General features: G+C 72.6%; 21 protein-coding genes and 1 riboswitch. Of the genes, 16 read left to right on the plus strand and 5 right to left on the minus strand.

What is annotated here, in order from left to right; genetic code table 11:
• The first annotated feature begins 29 nt into the window (after positions 1-29).
• The 10 genes from carA (at position 30) to metK (ending at position 10,990) form a co-directional block, all read left to right on the plus strand.
• Positions 30-1,211, plus strand: a complete 1,182-nt coding sequence (gene carA / locus ABLE53_RS23795; protein WP_348861664.1) for a glutamine-hydrolyzing carbamoyl-phosphate synthase small subunit — start codon at positions 30-32, stop codon at positions 1,209-1,211.
• Positions 1,211-4,516, plus strand: coding sequence for a carbamoyl-phosphate synthase large subunit (carB, locus tag ABLE53_RS23800; RefSeq protein ID WP_348861665.1), 3,306 nt, complete (start codon positions 1,211-1,213; stop codon positions 4,514-4,516). Before carA ends, carB begins: the two co-directional genes overlap by 1 nt.
• Positions 4,509-5,636, plus strand: a complete 1,128-nt coding sequence (locus ABLE53_RS23805; RefSeq protein WP_348861666.1) for a quinone-dependent dihydroorotate dehydrogenase — start codon at positions 4,509-4,511, stop codon at positions 5,634-5,636. The genes carB and ABLE53_RS23805 overlap by 8 nt, the downstream gene beginning before the upstream one ends.
• A gap of 4 nt (positions 5,637-5,640) precedes the next feature.
• Positions 5,641-6,492, plus strand: coding sequence for an orotidine-5'-phosphate decarboxylase (pyrF, locus tag ABLE53_RS23810; RefSeq protein WP_348861667.1), 852 nt, complete (start codon positions 5,641-5,643; stop codon positions 6,490-6,492).
• Entirely contained in the window at positions 6,489-6,935 is a 447-nt protein-coding gene (locus tag ABLE53_RS23815) for a hypothetical protein (protein ID WP_348861668.1), read from the plus strand. The genes pyrF and ABLE53_RS23815 overlap by 4 nt, the downstream gene beginning before the upstream one ends.
• A 140-nt stretch (positions 6,936-7,075) precedes the next feature.
• Positions 7,076-7,396, plus strand: a complete 321-nt coding sequence (mihF, locus tag ABLE53_RS23820; RefSeq protein ID WP_348861669.1) for an integration host factor, actinobacterial type — start codon at positions 7,076-7,078, stop codon at positions 7,394-7,396.
• Positions 7,389-8,015 (plus strand): guanylate kinase, encoded by a 627-nt coding sequence (gene gmk, locus ABLE53_RS23825; protein ID WP_348861670.1) that lies wholly within the window; start codon positions 7,389-7,391, stop codon positions 8,013-8,015. The genes mihF and gmk overlap by 8 nt, the downstream gene beginning before the upstream one ends.
• A gap of 8 nt (positions 8,016-8,023) precedes the next feature.
• Positions 8,024-8,320, plus strand: coding sequence for a DNA-directed RNA polymerase subunit omega (gene rpoZ, locus ABLE53_RS23830; protein ID WP_348861671.1), 297 nt, complete (start codon positions 8,024-8,026; stop codon positions 8,318-8,320).
• Positions 8,321-8,441: 121 nt separating this feature from the next.
• Complete coding sequence (coaBC, locus tag ABLE53_RS23835) at positions 8,442-9,641, plus strand: bifunctional phosphopantothenoylcysteine decarboxylase/phosphopantothenate--cysteine ligase CoaBC (RefSeq protein ID WP_348861672.1); 1,200 nt, start codon at positions 8,442-8,444, stop codon at positions 9,639-9,641.
• A gap of 152 nt (positions 9,642-9,793) precedes the next feature.
• Complete coding sequence (gene metK, locus ABLE53_RS23840) at positions 9,794-10,990, plus strand: methionine adenosyltransferase (protein WP_348861673.1); 1,197 nt, start codon at positions 9,794-9,796, stop codon at positions 10,988-10,990.
• 32 nt (positions 10,991-11,022) lie between these two features.
• Here the strand turns inward: metK and ABLE53_RS23845 are convergent, their stop codons facing one another.
• Positions 11,023-13,110, minus strand: coding sequence for a neutral/alkaline non-lysosomal ceramidase N-terminal domain-containing protein (locus tag ABLE53_RS23845; RefSeq protein ID WP_348861674.1), 2,088 nt, complete (start codon positions 13,108-13,110; stop codon positions 11,023-11,025).
• 171 nt (positions 13,111-13,281) lie between these two features.
• Here ABLE53_RS23845 and ABLE53_RS23850 point away from each other — a divergent pair, with 171 nt between their 5' ends.
• Genes ABLE53_RS23850 through ABLE53_RS23865 form a run of 4 tightly spaced genes read left to right on the plus strand, consistent with a single transcriptional unit; the run spans position 13,282 to position 18,319 of the window.
• Positions 13,282-15,369, plus strand: a complete 2,088-nt coding sequence (locus ABLE53_RS23850; protein WP_348861675.1) for a primosomal protein N' — start codon at positions 13,282-13,284, stop codon at positions 15,367-15,369.
• A gap of 35 nt (positions 15,370-15,404) precedes the next feature.
• Positions 15,405-15,950 (plus strand): peptide deformylase, encoded by a 546-nt coding sequence (gene def, locus ABLE53_RS23855; RefSeq protein ID WP_348861676.1) that lies wholly within the window; start codon positions 15,405-15,407, stop codon positions 15,948-15,950.
• Position 15,951: 1 nt separating this feature from the next.
• Positions 15,952-16,893 (plus strand): methionyl-tRNA formyltransferase, encoded by a 942-nt coding sequence (fmt, locus tag ABLE53_RS23860; RefSeq protein ID WP_348861677.1) that lies wholly within the window; start codon positions 15,952-15,954, stop codon positions 16,891-16,893.
• Positions 16,874-18,319 (plus strand): RsmB/NOP family class I SAM-dependent RNA methyltransferase, encoded by a 1,446-nt coding sequence (locus ABLE53_RS23865; RefSeq protein ID WP_348861678.1) that lies wholly within the window; start codon positions 16,874-16,876, stop codon positions 18,317-18,319. The genes fmt and ABLE53_RS23865 overlap by 20 nt, the downstream gene beginning before the upstream one ends.
• Before the next feature lie 12 nt (positions 18,320-18,331).
• Here ABLE53_RS23865 and ABLE53_RS23870 read toward each other — a convergent pair whose 3' ends face one another.
• Positions 18,332-19,066, minus strand: coding sequence for an AAA family ATPase (locus tag ABLE53_RS23870; RefSeq protein ID WP_348861679.1), 735 nt, complete (start codon positions 19,064-19,066; stop codon positions 18,332-18,334).
• Between the two features lie 19 nt (positions 19,067-19,085).
• Positions 19,086-19,730, minus strand: a complete 645-nt coding sequence (locus ABLE53_RS23875) for an SAM-dependent methyltransferase (RefSeq protein WP_348861680.1) — start codon at positions 19,728-19,730, stop codon at positions 19,086-19,088.
• Between the two features lie 54 nt (positions 19,731-19,784).
• On the opposite strand from ABLE53_RS23875, the gene ligD reads away from it, so the two are divergent.
• Positions 19,785-20,765 carry a non-homologous end-joining DNA ligase gene (ligD, locus tag ABLE53_RS23880; RefSeq protein WP_348861681.1) on the plus strand — a complete coding sequence of 327 codons (981 nt, stop codon included), beginning with the start codon at positions 19,785-19,787 and terminating at the stop codon, positions 20,763-20,765.
• On the opposite strand, the gene ABLE53_RS23885 is transcribed toward ligD, so the two are convergent.
• Positions 20,751-23,030 (minus strand): acyltransferase family protein, encoded by a 2,280-nt coding sequence (locus tag ABLE53_RS23885; protein WP_348861682.1) that lies wholly within the window; start codon positions 23,028-23,030, stop codon positions 20,751-20,753. The two genes, ligD and ABLE53_RS23885, sit on opposite strands and share 15 nt — an antisense overlap.
• A 99-nt stretch (positions 23,031-23,129) precedes the next feature.
• Positions 23,130-25,328 carry an acyltransferase family protein gene (locus ABLE53_RS23890; RefSeq protein WP_348861683.1) on the minus strand — a complete coding sequence of 733 codons (2,199 nt, stop codon included), beginning with the start codon at positions 25,326-25,328 and terminating at the stop codon, positions 23,130-23,132.
• A gap of 100 nt (positions 25,329-25,428) precedes the next feature.
• Between ABLE53_RS23890 and rpe the strand changes: the two genes are divergently transcribed.
• Positions 25,429-26,097, plus strand: coding sequence for a ribulose-phosphate 3-epimerase (gene rpe / locus ABLE53_RS23895; RefSeq protein WP_348861684.1), 669 nt, complete (start codon positions 25,429-25,431; stop codon positions 26,095-26,097).
• 56 nt (positions 26,098-26,153) lie between these two features.
• A riboswitch (FMN riboswitch) is annotated at positions 26,154-26,306 on the plus strand.
• Positions 26,307-26,309 lie beyond the last annotated feature (3 nt).

Below are 26,309 nucleotides of genomic sequence, written 5' to 3' on the forward strand. Positions count from 1 at the left end.
GTCCCGTGAGGCGGAGAAGGAGGTACGGCGTGCCGCTGCATGCCAAGATCTCGACAGGCTCGATCACCGGGCCGACCGGCGTACCAGCCCTCCTCGTCCTGGAGGACGGGCGTACGTTCCGCGGCGAGTCGTTCGGAGCCGAGGGCGAGACCTTCGGCGAGGCGGTCTTCTCGACCGGCATGACCGGCTACCAGGAGACGCTCACCGACCCGAGCTACCACAAGCAGGTCGTGGTCATGACCGCGCCGCACGTCGGCAACACCGGCATGAACGACGAGGACCCCGAGTCCCGCCGGATCTGGGTCGCCGGGTACGTCGTACGCGACCCCGCTCGCGTGCCCTCGAGCTGGCGCTCGAAGCGCTCGCTGGACGATGAGCTGAGGGTGCAGGGCGTCGTCGGGATATCCGGCATCGACACCCGCGCGCTCACCCGCCACCTGCGCGAGCGCGGTGCGATGCGCGTCGGCATCTCGACCGTCGAGTCCGACCCGGACGCGCTGCTCCAGAAGGTGCTCGCTGCGCCTGCGATGAGCGGCGCCGAGCTCGCCGACGAGGTCACCACCGGCGAGCCGTACGTCGTCCCCGCCGTCGGCGAGCGCCGCCACACCGTCGCCGTGCTCGACCTCGGCATCAAGGGCATGACGCCCTACCTCATGGCACAGCGCGGCATCGAGGTCCACGTGCTGCCGGCGACGGCCACCCTCGACGACGTCCTGGCGGTGGGTGCCGACTCAAGAGGGCCGGACGGCCTCTTCTACTCCAACGGCCCGGGCGACCCGGCCGCCACGAAGGACCAGGTCGAGCTGCTGGGGCAGGCGCTCGGCCGCGGGATCCCGTACTTCGGCATCTGCTTCGGCAACCAGCTCTTCGGCCGGGCCCTCGGCTTCGGCACCTACAAGCTCAAGTACGGCCACCGCGGCATCAACCAGCCGGTGATGGACCGCACCACCGGCAAGGTCGAGGTCACGGCTCACAACCACGGCTTCGCCGTCGACGCCCCGCTCGAGGGCGAGACGCAGACGCCGTACGGCACCGCCTCGGTCTCCCACGTCAACCTCAACGACAACTGCGTCGAGGGCCTCGAGCTGAGGGGCCCGGACGGCAGGCTGAAGGGCTTCTCCGTGCAGTATCACCCCGAGGCCGCCGCCGGCCCGCACGACGCCGGCTACCTCTTCGACCGGTTCCTGGCCCTGATGGGCGGTGAGCTCTGATGCCGAAGCGCACCGACATCTCCAGCGTGATGGTGATCGGCTCCGGTCCGATCGTCATCGGCCAGGCCTGCGAGTTCGACTACTCCGGCACCCAGGCCTGCCGCGTCCTCAAGGCCGAGGGCCTGCGCGTGATCCTGGTGAACTCCAACCCGGCCACGATCATGACCGACCCCGAGTTCGCCGACGCGACGTACGTCGAGCCGATCACGCCCGAGTATGTCGAGAAGGTGATCGCCAAGGAGCGCCCCGACGCGCTCCTCGCGACCCTCGGCGGCCAGACCGCCCTCAACTGCGCCGTCGCGCTCGACGCGGCCGGCGTCCTCGAGAAGTACGGCGTCGAGCTGATCGGCGCGAGCATCGAGGCGATCGACCGCGGCGAGAACCGCCAGCAGTTCAAGAAGATCGTCGAGGACCTCGGCGGCGAGGTCGCCCGGTCGCGGATCTGTCACTCGATGGACGACCTCCTCGCCGCCGCCGACGAGCTCGGCTACCCGATGGTGGTCCGCCCGTCCTTCACGATGGGCGGCGCCGGCTCCGGCATGGCGTACGACGAGTCCGACCTGCGCCGCATCGGCGGTGCCGGCCTGGCCGCGAGCCCGACCACCGAGGTGCTCCTCGAGGAGTCGATCCTCGGCTGGAAGGAGTACGAGCTCGAGGTCATGCGCGACACCCGGGACAACGTGGTGATCGTCTGCTCGATCGAGAACCTCGACCCGATGGGCGTCCACACCGGCGACTCGATCACCGTGGCGCCGGCGATGACGCTGACCGACCGCGAGTACCAGAAGATGCGCGACCTCGCGATCGGCATCATCCGCGCGGTCGGGGTCGACACCGGCGGCTGCAACATCCAGTACGCCGTCAACCCCGAGGACGGCCGGCTCATCGTCATCGAGATGAACCCTCGCGTCTCCCGCTCCAGCGCGCTGGCGTCGAAGGCGACCGGCTTCCCGATCGCCAAGATCGCCGCGAAGGTCGCGATCGGCTACACCCTCGACGAGATCCAGAACGACATCACCCGCGAGACCCCCGCTAGCTTCGAGCCGACCCTCGACTACGTCGTCGTGAAGGTGCCGCGGTTCGCGTTCGAGAAGTTCCCGGGCGCCGACCCGGTCCTCACCACCCACATGAAGTCGGTCGGCGAGGCGATGGCGATCGGCCGCAACTTCACCGAGGCGCTGCAGAAGGCGCTGCGCTCGCTGGAGAAGCCGGAGGCGGTCTTCGACTGGCGCCACGAGTACGTCGACCTCGACAAGGCCGCGCTCCTCGAGGAGATCAGGACGCCCACCGACGGCCGGCTGAAGAAGGTCATGGACGCCATCCGAGCGGGCGCCGGCGCGGAGGAGATCGTCGAGTCGACCAGGATCGACCCCTGGTTCGTCGACCAGCTCTTCCTCATCAACGAGGTCGCGGTCGCGATCCTCGAGGCCGAGGAGCTCACCCCCGAGCTGCTGCGGCTGGCCAAGCGGCACGGCTTCTCCGACGTGCAGGTCGGCAAGCTGCGCGGCATGACCGCCGACGTCGTACGCGGCGTGCGGCACGCGCTCGGGATCCGGCCGGTCTACAAGACCGTCGACACCTGTGCGGCCGAGTTCGCCGCGGCCACGCCGTACCACTACTCCTCCTATGACGAGGAGACCGAGGTCGAGCCGCGCACCAGGCCCGCGGTGGTCATCCTCGGGTCGGGCCCGAACCGGATCGGCCAGGGGATCGAGTTCGACTACTCCTGCGTGCACGCGTCGCTGGCGCTGTCCGAGGCCGGCTACGAGACCGTGATGGTCAACTGCAACCCGGAGACGGTCTCGACCGACTACGACACCTCCGATCGGCTCTACTTCGAGCCGCTGACCCTCGAGGACGTCCTCGAGATCGTCCACGCCGAGGAGCAGGCCGGCCCGGTCGTCGGCGTCGTCTGCCAGCTCGGCGGCCAGACGCCGCTCGGTCTCGCGCAGGCGCTCAAGGACAACGGCGTACCCATCGTCGGCACCACGCCCGAGGCGATCCACCTCGCCGAGGAGCGCGGCGCGTTCGGCCGGGTCCTCGCCCAGGCCGGCCTGACCGCGCCGAAGCACGGGATGGCGACCACCTTCCAGGAGGCGCAGGAGATCGCCGCGCGGATCGGCTACCCGGTCCTCGTCCGGCCGTCGTACGTCCTCGGCGGGCGAGGCATGCAGATCGTCTACGACGACGACGCGCTGAAGACCTACATCGAGGCGGCGACCGAGATCAGCCCCGACCGACCGGTCCTGGTCGACAAGTTCGTCGACGACGCGGTGGAGATCGACGTCGACGCGCTGTACGACGGCGAGGAGCTCTTCCTCGGCGGCGTGATGGAGCACATCGAGGAGGCGGGGATCCACTCCGGCGACTCCTCGTGCGCGCTGCCGCCGATCACCCTCGGAGCCTCCGAGGTGGAGCGGATCCGCAAGGCGACGCACGCGATCGCCGAGGGCGTCGGGGTGCGCGGTCTCATCAACATCCAGTTCGCGCTCGGCTCCGACGTGCTCTACGTCCTCGAGGCCAACCCGCGCGCCTCGCGCACGGTGCCGTTCGTCTCCAAGGCGACCGCGACGCCGCTCGCGAAGGCCGCCGCCCGGGTCATGCTCGGCGAGTCGATCGCCGACCTGCGCGCTGCCGGCGTACTCCCCGCGGAGGGCGACGGCGGCACCCTGCCGCCGACCCAGCCGATCGCGGTCAAGGAGGCGGTCATGCCGTTCAACCGCTTCCGCGACGCGGAGGGCCGCCAGGTCGACACGGTGCTCGGGCCGGAGATGAAGTCGACCGGTGAGGTGATGGGGCTCGACGCCGACTTCGGCCGCGCCTTCGCCAAGTCGCAGGCCGGCGCGTTCGGGCCGCTGCCGACGCGCGGACGGATCTTCGTCTCGATGGCCAACCGGGACAAGCGGACGATGATCTTCCCGATCAAGGTGCTTGCCGACTACGGCTTCGAGATCCTCGCGACCCAGGGCACCGCGGAGGTGCTGCGCCGCAACGGCGTCCCGTCGACGGTCGTGCGGAAGCACTTCGAGGGCGCTGGCCCGGAGGGCGAGAAGACGACCGTCCAGATGATCCTCGACGGCGAGGTGGACCTGGTCATCAACACCCCCAACGGCTCCAGCAGCGGCCGCGAGGCGCGGATCGACGGCTATGAGATCCGCACGGCCGCGGTCATGGCCAACATCGCGTCCATCACCACCGTCCAGGGGCTCGGCGCGGCCGTCCAGGGGATCGAGGCGCTCAACCGTGGCGACATCGAGGTCCGCAGCCTGCAGGAATGGGCGGCGCTCGTGGGGCACCATGGCTGATCCGGCGGCGACCGCGCGCGCCTACCGGCTGCTCTTCGACCAGGTCCTGGTCCGTACCGACCCAGAGCGGGCCCACCGGCAGGCCTTCGCGGCGATCCGTGCGGCCGGCCCGGTGCTGGGTCGGCTCGACCGGCTCGGCGTACGCCCCGCCGGCGAGCCGGTCGACGCGCTGGGACTGATCTTCCCCAACGTCCTCGGCCTGGCCGCCGGCTTCGACAAGAACGCCGTCGGCATCGACGGGCTCGGCGCACTGGGCTTCGGCCACGTCGAGATCGGCACCGTCACCGGCGAGCCGCAGCCCGGCAACCCGCAGCCACGGCTCTTCCGGCTCCCGGTCGACCGGGCCATCGTCAACCGGATGGGCTTCAACAACCACGGCGCCGAGGTGGTGGCCCACCGGCTCGCCGCCCGTGCGCGCCGGCTCGGGCTCGACCGGCTCGACTCCCGCGGCCGGCCGCGGCCGGTCCTCGGCATCAACATCGGCAAGACCAAGGTGGTCCCCGAGGACGACCAGGCCGCCGTCGAGGCCGACTACGCCAAGTCGACCCGCCTGCTGGCGCCGTACGCCGACTACCTCGTCGTGAACGTCAGCAGCCCCAACACGCCGGGTCTGCGCACGCTGCAGTCGGTCGAGAAGCTCCGACCGCTGCTCGAGCACGTCCGCGCCACCGCCGACACGGTCACCCGTGAGCGGGTGCCGCTGCTCGTCAAGATCGCCCCCGACCTCGCCGACGACGACGTCCACGCGGTCGCCGACATGGCACTCGCGATCGGCCTCGACGGGATCATCGCGACCAACACCACCGTCGGCCGGGAGGGCCTGCGCAGCCACCCGCACGACGTCGCCGAGATCGGCGCCGGCGGGCTCTCCGGGGCTCCGCTGCGGGATCGGGCCGCGGACGTCATGCGGCTGCTGCGGGGGCGCGTCGCCGACCGTATGACGTTGATCGGCGTCGGCGGCATCACCACCGTCGAGGACGCGCGCGAGCGTCTCGACGCGGGCGCCGACCTGCTGCAGGGCTTCACCGGCTTCATCTACGAGGGCCCGCTGTGGGCCCGCCGGATCGCGCAGGGCGTGGCGAGCCGTCCGACCCGGGCACGGGCCGATGGGGGAGAGTGAGCCCATGACGTTCGGCAGCCGGTTCGTGGCAGCGCTCGACGCGCGGGGGCACCTGTGCGCCGGCATCGACCCGCACGCCTCGCTGCTCCACGAGTGGGGACTCGACGACTCCGTGGCCGGGCTCGAGCGGTTCGCGCTCACCGCCGTGGAGGGCCTCGCGCCGTACGTCCCGGTGATCAAGCCGCAGTCCGCCTTCTACGAGCGGTTCGGCTCCCGCGGGATCGCCGTGCTGGAGCGGGTCATCGCCGAGTCGAGGGCCGCCGGGGCGCTCGTCCTGCTCGACGTGAAGCGCGGTGACATCGGCTCCACCAGCCAGGCGTACGCCGACGCCTACCTCGACCCCGCCAGCCCGTTGGCCAGCGACGCGGTCACCGTGAGTCCCTACCTCGGGTTCGGCTCGCTGCAGCCGTTCGTCGAGACCGCGGCCAAGCACGACGCCGGGCTGTTCGTCCTCGCGCTCACCTCCAACAAGGAGGGCCCCGAGGTCCAGCACGCGGTACCCGTTGCCTCGGGCTCCGCTTCGGCCATACCCGCCGAGGGCGGGACGGTCGGCGGGCTCATGCTCGACCATCTGCGTCGGCTCAACGACGGCGTCGAGCCGCTCGGGTCCTACGGCGCCGTCGTCGGCGCGACGATCGACGGCGCTGACCACGACTTCTCGTTCAACGGGCCGATCCTGGCACCCGGCTTCGGCGAGCAGGGTGGCACCCCCGCCGACATCGCCCGGATCTTCGGGGCGGCCGCGCGCAACGTCGTCGCGAGCTCCAGCCGCGGCCTGCTGCGGCGCGGTCCGTCAGTGGAGCGGCTGCGCGACGCCGCCCTCGCCGTACGCGACGAGCTCGCCGTCCTCGCGTGACCGCGCGGCGGCGCCTGGCGGTGGCGGCCAGCGCCCTTGCCCTGGTGCCGGTGCTCGTCGGCTGCGGCGGCAACGACTACAACGCCTACTGCGACAAGGTCAAGGCCCACCAGGCGGGGCTGACCGACACGCTCGGGCAGGGCGGCGACGGTGCGCTGATCGACGCGCTGCCCGCGCTGGAGGACCTGCGCGACTCCTCACCCGACGACATCCGGGCGGACTGGAACCAGCTGGTCGCCGCCATCAGCCACCTGAAGAGCGCCCTCGACGCGGCCGGGATCAAGCCGTCGGACTACCACGCCGGGAGGCCGCCGAAAGGGCTTACCGCCGACCAGCGGGCGCGGATCACGGCCGCCGCCGACGAGATCGCCGACGCGCAGCAGGCAGCCGTCGACGTGCAGCAGCAGGCCCGCGACGTCTGCCACACGCCGCTCAGCCTGTAGACATGCCCGTGGGGCGCGAGCAATTGCTGCCCGGTCCGCAACGTGGCTAGATTGTCGCGGGCGTGACGCATGCGCGTCAGCCGTCCTTCACCGAACAGTTCCGCCGCCGTCGAGGCGGCGTCGAGGCGAAAGGTTCCTTCGTGGCACTGCCCCCGCTCACCCCTGAACAGCGACAGGCGGCACTGGAGAAGGCGGCCGCCTCCCGCCGGGAGCGGGCCGAGGTGAAGAACCGTCTCAAGAACTCCGGGGCGTCGATCGCCGAGGTCATCAAGGACGGGCAGACCAACGACGTGGTCGGCAAGATGAGGGTCCTCGACCTCCTGCAGGCGATGCCGGGCCTCGGCAAGGTCCGCGCCAAGCAGCTCATGGAGCGGCTCGGGATCGCCGAGAGCCGGCGGGTGCGCGGTCTGGGTGCCAAGCAGGCGGCGGCGCTCGCCGAGGAGTTCTCCTCGCGTGACTGACGGCCCGGCCGCCGCAGCAGACCCCCGGGCCGCCGCGCCGCGGCCGCGCCTGACCGTGCTCGCCGGACCGACCGCGGTCGGCAAGGGCACGGTGGCCGCCGCCATCCGCGAGTCCCATCCCGAGATCTACCTCTCGGTCTCGGCCACCACCCGGCGGCCACGGCCGGGCGAGGTCCACGGCGTGCACTACTGGTTCGTCTCCGACGAGGAGTTCGACCGGATGGTCGCCGACGGCGAGCTGCTGGAGTGGGCGGTGGTCCACCGGTCCGCCCGCTACGGCACGCCCCGCGGCCCCGTCGAGGAGGCGCTGGCGGCCGGGAGGCCGGCCCTGCTCGAGATCGACCTGCAGGGCGCGCGCCAGGTCCGTCGTACGATGCCGGACGCGCTGTTCGTCTTCCTTGCGCCGCCCACCTGGGAGGAGCTCGTACGCCGCCTGGTCGGTCGCGGCACCGAGAGCGAGGCCGAGCGGGAGCGCCGACTGGAGACGGCGCGGGTCGAGCTCGCCGCCGAGCCGGAGTTCGACGTGACCATCGTCAACCGCGAAGTTCATCAGGCGGCCGAGGAGTTGGTAGCCTTGATGACGCTCGGCACCCCGAGCACGACTCCCGATCCGCAGTGAGGCTGAACGTGGCTGCCCCCGAAATCGACGCCCAGGGCGTGACCAACCCGTCCATCGACGACCTGCTGACGAAGACCGACAGCAAGTACAAGCTGGTCCTCTACAGCGCCAAGCGGGCCCGCCAGATCAACGCCTACTACTCCCAGCTGGGCGAGGGCCTGCTGGAGTACGTCGGCCCGCTGGTCGACACGCACGTGCAGGAGAAGCCGCTCTCGATCGCGCTCCGCGAGATCAACGACGACCTGCTGACCTGCGAGGACGTCGACCCGGCCGAGGCCGCCGCCGCGGAGGCCGCCGCCGAGTGAGCGGCGGATCCCCGTCCGAGGACCTGCGCTGACCACCAGCAGCGCCCACGAGGCCGCTCCCACGACCGGGGAGCGGCCCCGTGCGGTTCCTGAGGAGGTCGCGCAGCGACCGTCTCGAAGGGTGGTTCTCGGCGTCTCGGGCGGCATCGCCGCCTACAAGGCCGCCGAGCTGCTGCGCCTGTTCACCGAGTCCGGCCACGACGTGACCGTCGTACCCACCGCCGCGGCGCTGGAGTTCGTCGGCGCGCCCACCTGGAGCGCCCTGTCCGGCAAGCCGGTCGCGACCGACGTGTGGAGCAACGTCCACGAGGTGCCCCACGTCCGGATCGGTCAGACCGCCGATCTGGTGGTCGTCGCGCCCGCGACGGCCGACGTCGTCGCCAAGGCCGCGCACGGGCTCGCCGACGACCTGCTCACCAACACCCTCCTGACCGCCCGTTGCCCGGTCGTCTTCGCGCCGGCGATGCACACCGAGATGTGGGAGCACCCCGCGACCCGGGACAACGTCGCCACGCTCCGCCGCCGCGGCGCCCTCGTTATCGAGCCGGCCGAGGGCCGGCTGACCGGCAAGGACACCGGCAAGGGCCGGTTCCCCGAGCCGGTCGAGATCTTCGAGCTGTGCCGCTCCGTGCTGGTCAACGGCGGACGTACCGACCTCGCCGGCCGGCACGTCGTCGTCTCCGCGGGCGGCACCCGGGAGTTCCTCGACCCGGTCCGCTTCCTCGGCAACCGCTCCTCGGGGCTGCAGGGCTACGCCCTCGCCCGGGCCGCCGCCGCACGCGGCGCCGAGGTCACCCTCGTCGCCGCCAACGTCACCCTGGCCGACCCGGCGGGCGTCAAGGTGGTCAGGGTCGAGACGACCGCCCAGCTCAGGGACGCCGTCGTAGCCGCCGCCTCCGGCGCCGACTCCGTCGTGATGGCCGCGGCTCCCGCCGACTTTCGGCCGACCACCGTGAGCGAGGCGAAGATCAAGAAGGCCGCCGACGGCTCCGCGCCGGCCATCGAGCTCACCCAGAACCCCGACATCCTCCACGAGATCAGCCACCACCGGACGCGCCCGGACACGGTGATCGTCGGCTTCGCCGCCGAGACCGGCGACGACACCGGCACCGTCCTCGACCTCGCCCGTGCCAAGCTGGAGCGCAAGGGCTGCGACCTGCTCGTCGTCAACGACGTGAGCGGGGGAGCGGTCTTCGGCAGCCCCGACAACGAGGCGGTCATCCTCGCCAAGGACGGGGCGGTCGTCGAGGTGCCGTCGGGCGCCAAGGCGGCCCTCGCCGAGGTCATCTGGGACCAGGTGGTCGCCCGCCTTCCCCGCTAGCACCGCGTAAGCCGCCGTACGGCGGGCCGCCTGTCTCCCCGATATGGGGGCTGACACAATGAGACCGCCTCCGCCGCGACCGCGGGGACCGATACCCTTTCTCGACCAGACTGCTGCTCGATGAACCACGAACCGCTGAACGGAGCTCTCCTGTGACCGGACGTCTCTTCACCTCGGAGTCGGTGACCGAGGGTCACCCGGACAAGATCGCCGACCAGATCAGCGACTCGATCCTCGATGCCATGCTGGCGCAGGACCCCCGGTCGCGGGTCGCGGTCGAGACGCTCCTGACCACCGGTGTCGTCGTCGTCGCGGGCGAGGTCGACACGACCGGCTACGTCGACGTCAAGCAGGTCGTGCGCGACCGCATCCTGGAGATCGGCTACGACCACTCCGACAAGGGCTTCGACGGCCACAGCTGCGGCGTGATGGTGGCGATCGGCGGCCAGTCCGGCGACATCGCCCAGGGCGTCGACACCGGCTACGAGGCGCGTCTCGAGGCGTCGGCCGACCTGCTCGACCGGCAGGGCGCCGGCGACCAGGGGCTGATGTTCGGCTTCGCCTGCGACGACACCCCCGAGCTCTTCCCGCTGCCGATCAAGATCGCCCAGACGCTCTCCGAGCGGCTCTCCCAGGTGCGCAAGGACGGCACGCTGCCGTACCTCCGACCCGACGGGAAGACCCAGGTCACGATCGAGTACGACGCCGACAACCGGCCGGTGCGGATCGACACCGTCGTGCTCTCCACCCAGCACGCCGACGACATCGACCTCGAGACGGTGCTCCAGCCCGACATCAAGAAGCACGTCATCGAGCCCGTGCTCGCGATGTTCGACATCCCCTCCGACGGCTACCGCCTGCTCGTCAACCCGACCGGTCGCTTCGTGGTCGGCGGGCCGATGGGCGACGCCGGCCTCACCGGACGCAAGATCATCGTCGACACGTACGGCGGCATGGCCCGCCACGGCGGCGGTGCCTTCTCGGGCAAGGACCCGTCCAAGGTCGACCGCTCCGCGGCGTACGCCATGCGCTGGGTCGCCAAGAACGTCGTCGCGGCCGGGCTCGCCCGCCGCGCCGAGGTCCAGGTCGCCTACGCCATCGGCAAGGCCCAGCCGGTCGGCGTCTTCGTCGAGACCTTCGGCACCGAGACCGTGCCGGTCGACCGGATCCAGGCCGCGGTGCTCGAGGTGTTCGACCTCCGCCCCGCCGCGATCATCCGCGACCTCGACCTGCTCCGGCCGATCTACGCCAAGACCGCCGCCTACGGCCACTTCGGCCGCGAGCTCCCGGAGTTCACCTGGGAGAAGACGGACCGCGCCGAGGCCCTCAAGGCCGCCTGCGGGGTGTGACGCCGGCGGGGACTCCGCCCCCCGGTGCTTCGTCACACCACCGCGAACCCCGGGCTCGTGCCGGTGATCGGCGTGAGCCCGCCCGCGACCCCCTTGGCGTCGCCGAAGTACCTGATCCGGTAGGTGCCCGCGGCGGTCCCCTTCGGGATGTCCCAGGTGATCGTGGCGCGGGTGCCGACGGTGTCCTGGTCCCAGGTGATCTTGGTTGACCAGTCGCCGTCGTCGGCGACGCGCGTCCAGCCGCTCGCGGTCTTCCGCTCGACCGCGAGGAACGTTCCACCGTCGTGCAGATCGTTGTCCGGTGAGGCCGCGGAGAAGGCGACCGTGACGGTCCCTCCGGGGGCGTAGCTCGCGTCGGGGGCGGTCACCACGTCGCCGTACGACGTGCCGGGGACGGGCAGGTCGACGGGGAGCTTCTCCGGGACGCCCGAGATGGTCGGGACGGCGCTGTCGATGTGCTTGTCGCCGAGCGGCAGCGGCGTGCCCCTCTTCATCGCGGTGGCCACCTTGGTGACGACCTGCTGGTACGCCGGCAGCTCGTAGCGGCCGAAGACCGTGGAGGCACCCTCGTACTCCTGCGAGTCGTACTCCTGAGGGGTCGTGAGGTAGTGGGCGTACGCGTTGGCGTAGCCCTGCACCAGCACGTGCGAGAGAGGTACGCCGAGGACGCCCGCGACCGCGCGGCGCAGCCGGAGCCCCGAGACGATGGTGACCTCCTGGCCGAGGCCGATCAGGTAGAGGTCGCCGATCCTGACCAGCTGCACCGGGAGGGTGTGCTGGACCTGGTCGAGCGCGCCGGCCGGGATGGCGATCTCCTTGGGCGACTGGCAGTCCTTCAGGCCGGGGGAGGCGGCGTAGAGCGCGGCGCTGGTGGCGTCGAACTCGGGGTTGCCGCCGTCCTTGCCCTCGTGCACGACCGGCAGCCCGCCTCCGCCGTCCTCGGTGCTGCCTGCCGCGAAAGCCGCGCCGAGCTTGGCCGCGCAGGTGTGGTGGACCTTCCCGTCGGGCGTGTAGCGGCCCGAGACGGTCTGGGCGGCCATGTCGACGTAGACCAGCCGGTAGTCCAGCCCGCCGGTCAGCGTCTCCTGGGAGGAGGAGTTGGCGCTGCGCATCGCGGCGGCGTACTGGCGGGTGCCGAGGATGCGGGTGTTCGTGAACGGGTCGTCGGTGGGACCCTTGCCGGGCTCGAGGTCGAGGTTGGGCGACATGTCGCCGGCGTTGGTCTGGGCGAAGGAGGCCACGAACGCCGGGTCCGTCTGGCCGAGGTAGTCGACGCCGCGGACCTGGCGCTCCCAGTGGTACTCGGCGTACCCCTTGTTGTCGGGGCTGATCAGCCTGTTGGTCGTCGGCATGCTCGTGCCGTGCACCGGGAACCAGTTGATGACGCCCACGAGCCTCCCGCCGCGGCGGACGCTGAGCGTGGTGCTCAGCGTGTCGTGGGCGCCGGGGAAGTAGGAGCGGTCGCGCTTCGGGTCCCGGTCGAACGCCGTCTTGGACCGGTTCCTGTTGGCGTCTGTCAGGTGCGTCTGCGACAGGCTGAGGGTCGCGGGCGCGAGGTCGTCGGTGGCGCGCACGATCGAGGTGTAGATGCCGTCGACGATCGCCTGGGTGGTCTGGTCGTGGGCGCCGAGGGCCATCAGGTTGTACATGTCGTCGTGGGAGAAGCCGGCGACGCCGGAGTGCGTGTGCGTCGCGGTGAGCATGACGTTCTGCTCGCCGTAGAGAGACCCGTAGCGCTGCCGCAGCTTCGCCAGCACCGCGTCGCGGATGTTGCCGAAGATCATCCCGATGTCGGCGACGACGTGGACGAAGCGGCGGCCGGTCGTGCGGTCGACCAGGACGAACGCCCGGGACCGCTGGCGCATGTGGATGCCGTCGGTGACCTGGGTGAAGTCGGCGTACCCCATCATCCCGACGCCCTGCGCCTCGCCGGTCACGTCGGCGATCCCGCGCCCCACCAGCCAGCCGGACCGCGCGCCGCTAGCTGCCGCCGAGGAGGCGAGGCGTACGCCGGGCGCCGGCTCCGGCAGGCCGAGCAGCAGGCCCAGGGCGACGACGAGCGCGACCGGGGCGGCGAGCATCCTGGCGCCGGTGCGGACGGTACGGGCGGTGAGCGACACGGGGGCCTCCCGGGGCGGAGTGCGGCGTCTGCCTTCCCCTCGCCTAACCTGCGAGCGCACCGGAGGTTACGCACCGGTAGCCAGCGGGCGTCGTAGAGCGGGCGCCCTGTTTCCACAGGGCCGCCTCGCCAGCCGGCGGAAGTGTCAGGCGGCGCTGGTAGAACTGCGGCCATGACCCGATCCGCCGCGTCCGACCAGGCAGCCGAGCTCGAGCTGCCCGGTCTCGTGCGCGACAAGGTGAGGGAGGGTCGGGCGAAGGCGGCGGCGACGCGGGCGCGCAAGGCCGCGGCCGCGGAGATCGCCGACGCCGACCCGGTCGCCCGGGTCCTGCTCGACCTGCCGCTGGCCCACCTGGACCGCCCCTTCGACTACGCCGTGCCCGCGGCGATGGCGGCGGAGGTCCGGCCGGGGGTGCGGGTGAAGGTGCGGTTCGCCGGGCAGGACGTCGACGGGTTCGTGCTGGAGCGGACGTCTGAGACGAGCCACCAGGGTCGGCTGCAGCCTCTGCGAAGGGTCGTCAGCGCCGAGCCGGTCCTCTCTCCGGAGGTGGCGGCGCTGACGGCGGAGGTCGCCGCCCGCTACGCCGGCACCCGTTCCGACGTGCTCCGGCTGGCGGTGCCGCCGCGCCACGCGACGGCCGAGAAGGAGTCCTCGCCCGAGCCGCCGCCCGGCCCCGCCTGGGACCCAGCGGCGGCCGTGCAGGCGTGGGCGGGCCACGAGCCGGCCGACGCCTATCTCCGCCACCTCGCGTCGGGCGGCTCTCCGCGGGCGGTCTGGCACGCCGCGCCCGGCACCGACGCCGCCGAGCTGCTCGCCCACGCCGTGGCCGCGACGCTCGCGTCGGGGCGCGGTGCGCTCGTCGTCGTCCCCGACGGCAAGGACGTCGCCCGGCTCGACGCGGCGCTCACGCGGGTGCTCGGCATCGGGCGCCACGTGGCGCTCACCGCCGAGGCGGGCCCGGCGCGGCGCTACCGCGACTTCCTGCGGGTCAGTCGCGGCACCGTCCGGGTCGCCGTCGGCACCCGGGCGGCGGCGTTCGCCCCGGTCCGGCGGCTCGGGCTCGTCGCGGTCTGGGACGACGGCGACGACCTGCTCTCCGAGCCCCGCGCGCCCTACCCCCACGCTCGCGAGGTGCTCCTGCTGCGCGCCGAGCGGGAGGGCGCAGCGGCGCTGGTGGGCGGGTTCGCGCGCACCGTCGAGGGTGACCACCTGCTGCGCTCCGGGTGGGCCCACGAGATCCGGCCGGCGCGGGCGCTCGCCCGGGAGCGGCTCATCGTCCAGATCGCCGGCGCCAGCGACTTCGACCTCGAGCGTGACCCGCTCACCCGTGCCTCGCGGGTCCCCCGAGAGGCCCACGAGACGCTCCGCGACGCCCTGACCGCAGGTCCGGTCCTGCTTCAGACCCCCCGGCGCGGCTACGCCGCCGGTCTGGCCTGCGAGACGTGTCGTACGCCGGCGCGCTGCCCGGCCTGCCAGGGTCCGCTGCGGCTGACCGGCCCGACCGCGCCGCCGGAGTGCGGCTGGTGCGGGCGTGTCGAGGAGGCCTGGGCGTGCCGGGAGTGCGGAGGGCGCGGGCTGCGGGCACCCGTGATCGGCGACGCGCGCACCGCCGAGGAGATCGGCCGGATGTTCCCCGGCGTCCGGGTGGTCACGTCCTCGGGCGAGCGGGTGCTGGCCACGGTGCCCGACCGGCCGGCCGTGGTCGTCGCGACCCCGGGTGCCGAGCCGGTGGTCGGCGAGGGGACGTGCAACGGCGCGGGCTATGCCGCCGTGGTGCTGCTCGACACCTGGCTGCTCCTCGGCCGTCCCGACCTGCGCACCGAGGAGGAGGCGCTGCGGCGCTGGAGCAACGCCGTCGCCCTCGCCCGGCCAGGAGGTCGCGCGCTGGTCGTGGGCGACCCGGCTCTGCCGGTGCTCCAGGCGCTGTTGCGCTGGGACCAGCCGGGCTTCGCCCGCCGCGAGGCCGACCTGCGCGCCGAGACCCATCTGCCGCCCGCCTCGCGGCTCGCGACCCTGACCGGCGGCGCCGGTGCGGTCGACGACGCGCTCACCCTGCTCCGGCTGCCCGAGGGCGGCGAGGTGCTCGGCCCGGTGCTCATCGACGGTCCGGAGCGCGACGGCGGGGAGTGGCGCGCGGTCGTCCGTGTCCCGCGCGCCCACGGACCGGCGCTCTCGGCCGCACTCGGCGAGCTCCAGCGGCTGCGGTCGGCCCGCAAGCTGGACCCCGTCAGGATCCAGGTCGATCCGCCGTCTCTCTAGACTTGGCGCTGAGCGTCAACACAGAAGGAGCCCGCGTGGCGATCCAGCCCATCCGCCTCTTCGGCGACCCGGTCCTGCGCAAGCCGGCGGCCGAGGTCGTCGACTTCGACAAGGAGCTGCGCAAGCTCGTCGCCGACCTCACCGACACCATGCTCGACGCCCCGGGGGCCGGACTCGCGGCGCCCCAGATCGGGGTGGGGCTGCGGGTCTTCACGTGGTACGTCGACGGCGAGGTCGGCCATCTGGTCAACCCCGACCTCTCGCTGTCCGAGGAGACGCAGGACGGCGACGAGGGCTGTCTGTCACTGCCGGGGCTGACCTACGACTGCCGACGGGCCAGGCTGGTCGTCGCCAGGGGGTTCGACATGCACGGCGAGCCCGTCGTCGTCGAGGGCTCCGACCTCCTCGCCCGGGCCCTCCAGCACGAGACCGACCACCTCGACGGCGTGCTGTTCATCGACCGGCTCGACGAGGCTGCCCGGAAGGCGGCGATGAAGGAGATCCGCGAGTCCGACTGGTTCGGCCTCGAGAGGCCGACAGTCAAAGTCAGCCCGCACCGCACCAACGGGCTGGGATTCTGACGTGAGGGTCGTCTTCGCGGGCACGCCCGAGGTGGCGCTGCCCGCCCTCGACGCGATCGCGGCGAGCAGCCATGCCCTCGTCGGCGTGGTCACCCGGCCCGACGCGCCCGCCGGTCGCGGCCGCAGGCTGGTCGCCAGCCCGGTGGCACGGCGCGCCGAGGAGCTCGGCGTACCCGTCCTGAAGCCGGAGCACCCCCGCGACCCGGAGTTCCAGGCGGCGCTGAAGGAGCTCGCGCCGGACTGCTGCCCGGTGGTGGCCTACGGCGCGCTCGTCCCGCAGTCGGCCCTCGACATCCCGCCCCACGGCTGGGTCAACCTGCACTTCTCGCTGCTGCCCGCCTACCGTGGTGCCGCGCCGGTCCAGCACGCGATCTGGGCGGGGGAGGAGGTCACCGGCGCGACCACCTTCCGGATCGTCAAGGAGCTCGACGCCGGCCCGACCTACGGCGTGATGACGCAGGTCATCCGCCCCGACGACACGGCGGGAAGCCTGCTGACCACCCTCGCCGAGGGCGGCGCCGGCCTGCTCGTCGCCACCCTCGACGGCATCGAGGACGGGTCGCTCGAGGCACGCCCCCAGCCCGCCGACGGCGTCTCCTACGCCGGGAAGATCACCGTCGAGGACGCCCGCGTCGACTGGACCGAGCCGGCGGTGGCCGTCGACCGGCGGATCCGGGCATGCACGCCCGCGCCGGGCGCGTGGACCCTCTTCGGCGGCGAGCGGTTCAAGGTCGGGCCGGTGACCCTCACCGACGGTGCCGACGGTCCCGACCAGCGGCCGGCGCCGGGAGAGCTCGTCGTCCGCAAGAACGAGGTGCTGGTCGGCACGGCGACCACCGCGGTGCGGCTCGGCCTCGTGAAGGCCTTCGGCAAGAAGGAGATGCCGGCAGCCGACTGGGCCCGCGGCGTACGTCTGGAGTCCGGTGCCGCCTTCGAGGCCTGACCGGCGCCGCCCGCCCGGCCCTCGCCGCCGCGGCGGCGGGCCGGTCGACCCCGCGCGGCTCGCGGCGTACGAGGTCGTGAAGGCGGTCCGCGTCGAGGGCGCGTACGCCAACCTGGTCCTGCCCCACGTCCTGGCCCGTCTCGGACTGGAGGGCCGGGACGCGGCGTTCGCGACAGAACTGGCGTCGGGCACGCTGCGGCAACAGGGGACGTACGATGCCGTGCTGGCCGCGTGCGTCGACCGACCGCTCAGCAAGGTCGAGGCCAAGGTCCTCGATGCCCTGCGGCTGGGCTGTCACCAGCTGCTCGCGATGCGCGTGCCCGACCACGCTGCGATCAGTACGACCGTGGACCTCGTCCGGTCGAAGGTCGGGCCGGGCGCGGGAGGGTTCGCCAACGCGGTGCTGAGGAAGGTGGCCGGCAGCTCTCTCGTCGAGTGGATCGCGCGGGTCGCGCCCGACCCGGCCGCCGACCACGACGGCTGGGCGGCGGTCGCCCACAGCCACCCGCGCTGGGTCGTCAGGCACCTCGCGGAGGCGCTCGCGGCCGCCGGTGCGAGCCGTGACGAGCTCGACGCCCTGCTCGCGGCCGACAACGTGCCTCCCCGGGTCACGCTCGTCGCCCGGCCCGGGCGGTCCACCCGCGAGGAGCTGCTCCAGCAGGCGGCCGGCGGCACCCCGACGGCGTACTCGCCCCACGGCGTCGTCGTCGGCTCCGGCTCGCCGAGCGCCGTGCCCGCCGTGGCCGAGGGGCGAGCCGGTGTGCAGGACGAGGGTTCGCAGCTGGTGGCGCTCGCGTTGGCGGAGGCTCCCGTGGACGGCGCCGGCGGCGAGCGCTGGCTCGACCTGTGCGCGGGCCCCGGCGGCAAGAGCGCCCTCCTCGCCGCGCTGGCCGGGGAGCGGGGCGCGCAGCTGACCGCCAACGAGCGCCAGCCCCACCGGGCGGGCCTGGTCCTCGGCAACCTGACCGACCGGGCGACCGGACGGCTCGTGCCCGGCACCGCCGGCGTCGTCGCCGGCGACGGCACGGCGCCGCCCTTCCCGGTCGGTTCCTTCGACCGGGTCCTCGTCGACGCCCCGTGCACGGGCCTCGGCGCGCTCCGTCGCCGTCCCGAGGCGCGGTGGCGGCGCGAGGAGGCCGACCTGGAGGCGCTCGTGCCTCTCCAGCGGGCGCTCCTCGGCGCGGCGCTCGACCTGGTTCGTCCGGGCGGCATCGTGCTCTACTCCACCTGCTCACCGGTCCTGGAGGAGACCCGCGGCGTGGTCGAGACCGTGCTCGCCGAGCGTCCGGACGCCTCCCTCGGGCCGGTCTCCGGCGCCGTCGGCGGGGTGGCCGACGCCGCGGGCCCGCTGCCCGGCACCGTCCAGCTGTGGCCGCACCGGCACGCCACCGACGCGATGTTCCTCGCCCTGCTCCGGCGCCGTTGACCGATAGGCCGATCAGTCCAGCACGTGGCGCAGGTAGCGCCGCGGGTCGTCGAGGTAGCTGCGCCAGTGCCTGACCAGCTCCAGCTCCTCCCACGCCGTACGCCGCAGGCCCCACTCACCGACCTCGAGGATCGTGGCGCCCGGCATCGCGGCGAGCACCGGCGAGTGGGTCGCGCACAGCACCTGCCCACCGTCCCGCACGACCGCGTCGAGGGTCGCGATCAGCCCCATCGTCGACATGAACGACAGCGCCGCCTCCGGCTCGTCGAGGCAGTAGAAGCCGGTCGAGTCGAACCGGCGCCGGAGCACCTCGAGGAACGACTCGCCGTGGCTCATCTCGTGGAACGGCGGCTCCGTCCGAGCGGTGTGGGACGGGTTCTGCTCGAGGAAGGTGTACCAGCCGTGCATCGTCTCGGACCGGAGGAAGAACCCCCAGCGTCCAGCCCCCAGGCCGCGCCGCAGCCGGAGCACCTGGCGCAGGGGCGACTCCGACTCGCGGGTGGAGTAGTGGCCCTGCACCGACCCGCCCTCCGGGTTGAGCCCGTACGCCGTCGCCACGGCCTCCACGATCGTCGACTTGCCCGACCCGTTCTCGCCGACCAGGAAGGTGACCCCCTTCGGCAGGTCGAGCCCCTCGTCGACCAGCTGCGCGACCGCCGGGATCGTCAGCGGCCACTCCCCGGGCGGCAGCGGCTCGCGGTCCGGATCCGTCTCGACGCGTACGACGGGCGGCTGGTCGAAGTCCACGAGGTGACTGTAGGAGCAGTCAGCGCACGAAGGTGAAGAGCCGCCCGCCGGGCACCAGGGAGCGGGGCTCGCCGTCGAAGCGGGCGAGGCCGAGCGACGGCCGGTGGCCGCGCTCCAGGGTGACGAAGTCGAGCTCCGTGCACCCCTCGTCCGCGAACCAGCCGCGGATCCGGTCCGTCGGGTCGTCGTCCGCGAGCGAGCGGCCGCGCGACCACAGCACCCTCGCTCCGGGAGCGGCGAGGGCGGGCACCGCGGCGACCGTACGCCGGATGTCCTCGGCGCTGATGTTGCCGAAGATGCCGACCAGCAGCACCAGGTCGGCGGGCACCGCGCCGGCGTACGCGTCGGTGACGCCCGCGTCGACCGTCCGGACGTCGACCCCGAAGCCGCCCGCCGCGGCCCGCGCTCGTGCGCGCTCGGCGAGCACCGGGTCGAGCTCGAGCAACGTGGCGGAGACGCGGTCGGCATCGGGACGCTCCTCGAGCACGCCGAGCACGTCCCGTCCGTCTCCGGCGCACACGCTCAGCAGCCGCACCGGGCCTTCGAGCTCGTCGAGCGACCCGGAGACCAGGCAGCGGACCTGCGAGAGCCGCCACGAGAGGGTGGAGCCGGGGTCGTCGTACCCGCGGTGCCACTGCCGCCAGAATTCGCGCACCTCGCCCATGCGCGAACCCTGACACAGGCGGGGCGGATCCTCCGACCGGTTATCGTCGGCCCCATGGCGTCGGCGAGCCCCTCGGTGGAGATCGAGGTCGACGACCGTGTCATCAGGGTCTCCAACCCGGACCGGGTCTACTTTCCGGAGACGGGGGCGACGAAGCTGGACCTGGTCCACTACTACCTCGCCGTGGGGCCGGGCATCGTGAACGCGCTCTACGACCGGCCGTGCATGCTGCACCGCTTCCCGAAGGGCCTGGCGGGGGACAAGGTGCACCAGAAGCGGCTCCCGGCCGGCGCGCCGCCGTGGGTGGAGACGGTGCGGCTCTACTTCCCACGCTGGGGCCGGACCGCCGACGAGCTGTGCGTCACCGAGCTGGGCGCGGTGGTCTGGGCGGTGCAGATGTCGACCGTCGAGTTCCACCCGTGGAACAGCCGCCGCCCCGACACCGAGAAGCCCGACGAGTGGCGCATCGACCTCGACCCCGGTCCCGAGTGCCGGTTCTCCACCGTCCAGCGGGTCGCCGGCGTCGTACGCGAGATCCTCGACGAGCTCGGCGCCACGGGCTACCCGAAGACCAGTGGTGGCAAGGGGCTGCACGTCTACGTGCGGATCCCGCCCGACCACGGCTTCCACGACGTACGCCGGGCGGCGCTGGCCTTCGCGCGCGAGGTGGAGCGGCGCGCACCGCAGGACGTCACGACGACCTGGTGGCGCAAGGACCGGGACCCGACGCAGCTGTTCGTGGACTACAACCAGAACACCCGCGACCACACGATCGCGGCGGCCTACTCCGTCCGGGGCGTCCCCGACGCGCGGGTGTCGACGCCGGTCCGCTGGGACGAGGTAGCCGACGTCGACCCGCGGGACTTCACGATCGCGACGGTGCCGGCACGCTTCGCCGCCCTCGGCGACCTCCACCACGACATCGACGACCACGTGTTCGACCTCGCGCCGCTGCTGGAGTGGGCCGAGCGGGACGAGCGGGCCGGCAGGGAGACGCCGCCGGAACCCGAGACGGCGGGGTCACCAGAGGCCTAGCTTCGTCCCGAGCGGCTGCGCCAGGGTGGCGGAGTACGCCGTCGTCATGTGCTGGGTGTCGCGGTGGGTGACGTCCGAGCCGACGACGCTCGGGCACTCGCCCTTCCAGCAGAACCAGTCGTCCATGTCGACCGTGCGGACCCCACGCGCGTGCGCGGCCTTCATCTGCAGGTCGGCGCCCGCCTGCTGGGTCGCGTCGGGCTGGAACAGGCAGGAGCCGAGGTCGTGGTGGGTGCTCAGGCAGGTGCCGGGGTCCTCGGTGATCGCGGGGATGTCGCGGATCCACACCGTCCGCCCTGCGGAGGACTTCACGTCGTCGAGCAGCCCGACGTAGCCGGCGTACGCCGCCTTGGCCACGGTGCTGCTGTCGGTGTGACGACCGGTCGAGGTGTGGATGCCGCCGGTCACGGGCCGGGACGAGACGACGAGCAGGTCGGGGTGGAGCCTCTTGATCTGCGCGATCGCCCAGCTGTGGAAGGCCGGGCAGGCGGTGAACGGCTCGGTGCTGTGCACGACGTCCGGGGTGACCAGCGACGCGACGCACTGCGGCATCACGAGGTAGTAGGCCTTGTAGTGGGCCCGCTCGGCGATCCGGTCGAACGCCGGGATCCAGTGCCGGGCATGGGAGTCGCCGATGAGCACCATCGTCCTGGTGCCGTCGGGGTCGCCGCGCAGACACAGCTTGCGGCTACCGGCGAGGTAGTCGCAGGAGCCGACGTCCTCCTTGTCGGACGCGAGGTCCTCCAAGCGGGGATGGAGCGTGGACGGGATCGGCCGGTCCTTCTCGGCGGCCACCACCGAGGCACGGAGCAGGTCGAGGGTGTGGTCCGGCTCCGCCGGCGGTGTCGTCGGCGTCGAGGAGGCACCGGGGGAGCTGCTGGGTGAGGCGCTCGGCGAGGGGTCCGTCGCACTCTGGTCGGTGAGCGTGATCGCCGGGTGGTAGCCGTCGTCGGCCAGCCAGGTCGACCAGTGGTTGGCGGTCCAGCCGCCGCCGAGCACGAGCCCGAGCGTCGCCGGGTAGAGCAGCACCGGAAGCCGCCGGAGGCGGCGCCGCCCGATCCGGCGGAAGGGCTGCTCGAGATAGCGGTATGACGCCGCCGACAGCCCCACGGCGGCGACGAGGAGCAGCGCCTTCTGCCACCACGCAAGGTCGTGGCCCGCCTGGATCTGCGGCAGCACGAGCAGCGGGAAGTGCCACAGGTAGAGCGAGTACGACCAGTCGCCGAGCACGCGCAGCGGCCGCACGGACAGCAGCCGGTTCACGATCGTCGGCCCGTGCCACAGCGACCCCGCGACCAGGATGAAGACGCTGCCGAGGACCGGCACCAGCGCCGGCGTACCGGGGAACGGCGTGGCGTCGTTGAACTGCAGGCACGCGCACACGATGAGGAAGACGCCCGCCAGGGAGAGCGCCTGGGCCCGCCAGCGGGCGGTCGCGTCCTGGACCGCGTCGTCGCGGATCGCGAGCGCGGCGAGGGCACCGAGGCCGAGCTCCCAGGCCCGGGTGAAGGGCGAGAAGTACGCCGCCTCCGGGTTCCCCGAGGTCATCTGGGCCGACCACAGCAGGCTGGCCACGGTGAGGACCGCGACACTCACCGTCAGCCACCGGCGTGCCTCCGCAGGGCGGCGCTGGACCTCGGCCCCGTTGCGGCGCCGCGCGCGAGCCCGCGCCCGGCGTACGAGAAGGGCGCACAGCAGCACCACGACCGGCCAGACCAGGTAGAACTGCTCCTCGACCGAGAGCGACCAGAAGTGCTGGAGCGGCGAGGGCGGCAGGTCGGCGGCGAAGTAGTCGGTCTGCAGCCGGGAGAACCTGATGTTGGCCGCGAACCCCGCCGACCAGATCGCGTCGGTCACGACGGTCCGGGTGCGCACGAAGCCGAGCTGCCAGGCGGAGTACAGGCAGGTGACGAGCAGCACCAGCGTCGCCGCCGGCAGGATCCGCCGAGCCCTGCGGGCGTAGAAGCCGAGCAGCGAGAGCCGGCCGTCGCGCTCGACCTCGCGGAGCAGCTGCTGGGTGATGAGGAAGCCGGATATGGCGAAGAAGACGTCGACCCCGACGAAGCCGCCGGTGACGTTCGAGATGCCCACGTGGACGGCCACGACGGCGAGCACCGCGATCGCGCGCAGGCCCTGGATGTCGGAGCGCTGCCGGGCACGGTCGACCGAGCCCCCGGAGGTCACCCCGGGACCGGTCTCAGGCAGGGTCGCGGTGGCGGGACCGGGGCGCCGCATCGGTGTCGCCGGGGCCGTCTCGGAACTCACAACGCTGGCAAGTTATCAGCGCCGGCGGCCCCGGCCGGGGAGCCCGGACGGCGTGCCTCACCGGGAGTTCGGACCGGCGGCGCTTGGTGACCTGCGCCGTCACCACAGGCCGAGCTTGCGTCCGAGCGGGGCGGCCAGCCTCGCGGAGTACTCGTTGGTGATGTGGGCGAAGTCGCGGCGGACGATCGTGTCCCCCACGACCGATGGGCAGAGCCCGCGCCAGCAGAACCAGTCGTCCATGTCGACCGTCTTGACCCCTCGGGCCCGGGCCGCCCTCATCTGGAGGTCGGCCTCGGCCTGCTGCTTGTCGTTCGTGCGGAAGGCGCACGCGCCGAGGGTGCGATGGACCGCCAGGCAGGTGCCGGGGTCCGAGGCGCCGGGGACGGACGGGATGTCCCGGATCCAGACCGTCCGCTTCGCCGCCGGGACGACGAGGTCGAGCATGTCGAGGTAGCCCTGGTACTCCAGCTTCCGCACCTCGTCGGTCGAGGAGTGGCGTACGCCGTCGTCGGTGTGGATGGCGCCGAAGTTCTGGGAGGACGAGATGACCAGCAGATCGGGGTGGAGCCTCTTGATCTGCTCGACCGCCCAGGTGTGGAAGTCCGCGCAGTCCGTGTCGGGCTGGGTCTCGTGGGCGACGTCGGGCGTGATCATGGCCGCCGGGCACTGCGAGCGGGCCAGGTAGTAGGTCTTGAGATGGGCCCGCTCCGCGATCTTGTCCAGGGCCGGGACCCAGTGCCGGGCGTGTGAGTTGCCGAGCACGACCATCGTCCTCGAGCCGTGCGGGTCGCCGCGGACACAGAGCTCGGTGGAGCCGGTCGTCGCGTAGTCGCACTCGCCGAGGTAGGCATAGCTGTCCGCGAGGTCGGCCGGGTCGGGGGAGAGGTCGGTCGGGATCGGCCGGTCCTCCTTCGCCGCGCGGACCGACTCCCGCAGCAGCGCCACCGACCGGTGCTTGCCCTCCCCGGTCGCGTGCTTCCTCCAGTCCGCGGGCAGCGTGATCGCGGGGTGGTGCCCCCGGGTCGCGTCGACGTGCCGGGTGTAGGCGTTGCCGGCGGCTCCGAGAGCCACCACCAGGACCACCGAGAGCGGGTAGAGCACGACCGCGCGCCACCGGATCCGCCACAGCCGGCCGGTCCGGAACGGCGTCTCGACGAACTCGTACGACAGCGCCGACAGCACGATCGCGAGCGCGACCAGGCCGAGCCGCGTGGTGCCGTCGAGCTCGTGCCCGGCCCGGACCTCCGGGATGACGAGGAGCGGGAAGTGCCACAGATAGAGCGAGTAGGACCAGTCGCCGACCCGCCGCAGTGGCGCGACCGCGAGCACGCGCCCGACCGCCGTCGGGCCCTGGGCGAGCGCGCCCCCGACGATCACGAGTGCGCTGCCCAGGACCGGGAGGAGCGCCGCCGTGCCGGGGAACGGCGTGCCGCCGTCGTACGACGCGAGCGTCCAGCCGATCATCACGGCACCGAGCAGGGTCGCCGCCTGCGCGGCCCAAGGTGGCAGCGCGTCCTTGCGGACGCGGGCGACGACGCCGGCGCCGACCGCGCCGAGGCCGAGCTCCCAGGCGCGGGCGAGTGTGGAGAAGTACGCCGTCTGCGGGCTGTGCGAGGTGGCCCACCACGACCAGGCGAGGCTCGCGGCGACGAGTGCGCCGAGGACGACGGTGACGGTCGTGGGCCAGTCGGCCGCCGGCGTACGACCGCGTAGGCGGCGGAGCCGGGCGAGGAGCAGGCAGCCGAGGATCAGCAGGGGCCAGGCGAGGTAGAACTGCTCCTCGACCGAGAGCGACCAGAAGTGCTGCAGCGGCGACGGCGGCAGGCTCTGCGCGAAGTAGTCGGTGCCCTGCTGCGCGAAGTGGACGTTGGCGAGGAAGCACGAGGACCAGATCGCGTCGGTCACCACCGTCGCCGTCTGCGCCGAGCCGAGCCGCCACGCGGTCATGGCGACGGTCGCGACGAGCACCAGCGTCGCCGCCGGGAGGATCCGCCGGGCTCGGCGGGCGTAGAAGCCGAGCAGCGAGACGCGGCCGTCCCGGGCGGCCTCGCGCAGCAGCTGCTGGGTGATCAGGTAGCCCGAGATCACGAAGAACACGTCGACGCCGACGAACCCGCCCGCCAGGCCGCTGACGGCGGCGTGCGCAGCGATCACCGACAGCACCGCGACTGCCCGCAGGCCCTGGATGTCGGGCCGGAAGGCGGTCGAGCCCGTCTGTGCTCCCCGCGCGTGCGGGGACGCCGATCCGGCGCCCCGGAGCCGGGGCGCGGACGGAGGGATCGTCGTGTCTGGGATCAAGGCCCGGTCACGGTAGCAACCGCACGGGGCCCCATCGCGGCCCCGCCCCGTGAGAAGTCCACTGGATTACTCTACTTTTCCTCCCACTAGGCTTCCGGCCATGGGCTCGATCCAGATCACCCCGTCGATCCTGAACGCCGACTTCGCCGCGCTCGGTGCCGAGGTGGGCCGGATCGGGAGCGCCGACTGGGTGCACGTGGACGTGATGGACAACCACTTCGTCCCCAACCTGACGTTCGGTCCGACGATGGTCGAGGCGCTGAGCAAGGCGACCGACGTCCCCCTCGACGCCCACCTGATGATCGAGGCGCCCGACCAACACGCGCCGGCGTACGTCGAGGCCGGCTGCGCCTCGGTGACGTTCCACGTCGAGGCGGCGAAGGCGCCCGTGCGGCTGGCCCGTGAGCTGCGTGCCAAGGGCGCCCGGGCGAGCATGGCACTGAAGCCGGCGACGCCGATCGAGCCGTACGAGGACCTGCTGCCCGAGCTCGACATGGTGCTGCTGATGACCGTCGAGCCCGGGTTCGGCGGGCAGAGGTTCCTGGACCTGGTGCTGCCCAAGATCCGCCGCGCCCGCGCGCTGATGGACAAGCACGGCGTCGAGACCTGGCTCCAGGTCGACGGAGGCATCTCGCTCGACACGATCGAGCGCTGCGCGGAGGCGGGTGCCGACGTGTTCGTCGCCGGCAGCGCGGTCTACTCCGCCGACGACCCGGACGCGATGGTCGCCGCGCTCCGCGCCAGGGCGGAGTCGGCCGTCTCGTCGTGAGACCGGGCGCCCGCCTCTTCGGCGATGTGCCATGATGCAGGGGACGAGTTTCGTACTCGCGTGCTCTGGGGTCGGTGAAATTCCGAGCCGGCGGTGACTGGGCGAATGCCTTCGCTCAGAAGTCCGCGACCCGGTCACAGCCAGTGACCGGTTGACCAGGTGCAAGTCCTGGACCGACGGTCAAAGTCCGGATGGGAAGAAGCACGCGGCCC

The organism is Nocardioides asiaticus, assembly GCF_040049175.1.
GTDB classification, from domain to species: Bacteria; Actinomycetota; Actinomycetes; order Propionibacteriales; family Nocardioidaceae; genus Nocardioides; species Nocardioides cheoyonin.

Coding starts and splice junctions, on each gene's coding strand:
- carB (WP_348861665.1), top strand. CDS start 1,211: ATGCCGAAGCGCACCGACATCTCCAGCGTGATGGTGATCGGCTCCGGT.
- ABLE53_RS23805 (WP_348861666.1), top strand. CDS start 4,509: ATGGCTGATCCGGCGGCGACCGCGCGCGCCTACCGGCTGCTCTTCGAC.
- pyrF (WP_348861667.1), top strand. CDS start 5,641: ATGACGTTCGGCAGCCGGTTCGTGGCAGCGCTCGACGCGCGGGGGCAC.
- ABLE53_RS23850 (WP_348861675.1), top strand. CDS start 13,282: ATGACCCGATCCGCCGCGTCCGACCAGGCAGCCGAGCTCGAGCTGCCC.
- ABLE53_RS23875 (WP_348861680.1), bottom strand. CDS start 19,730: ATGGGCGAGGTGCGCGAATTCTGGCGGCAGTGGCACCGCGGGTACGAC.
- ligD (WP_348861681.1), top strand. CDS start 19,785: ATGGCGTCGGCGAGCCCCTCGGTGGAGATCGAGGTCGACGACCGTGTC.
- rpe (WP_348861684.1), top strand. CDS start 25,429: ATGGGCTCGATCCAGATCACCCCGTCGATCCTGAACGCCGACTTCGCC.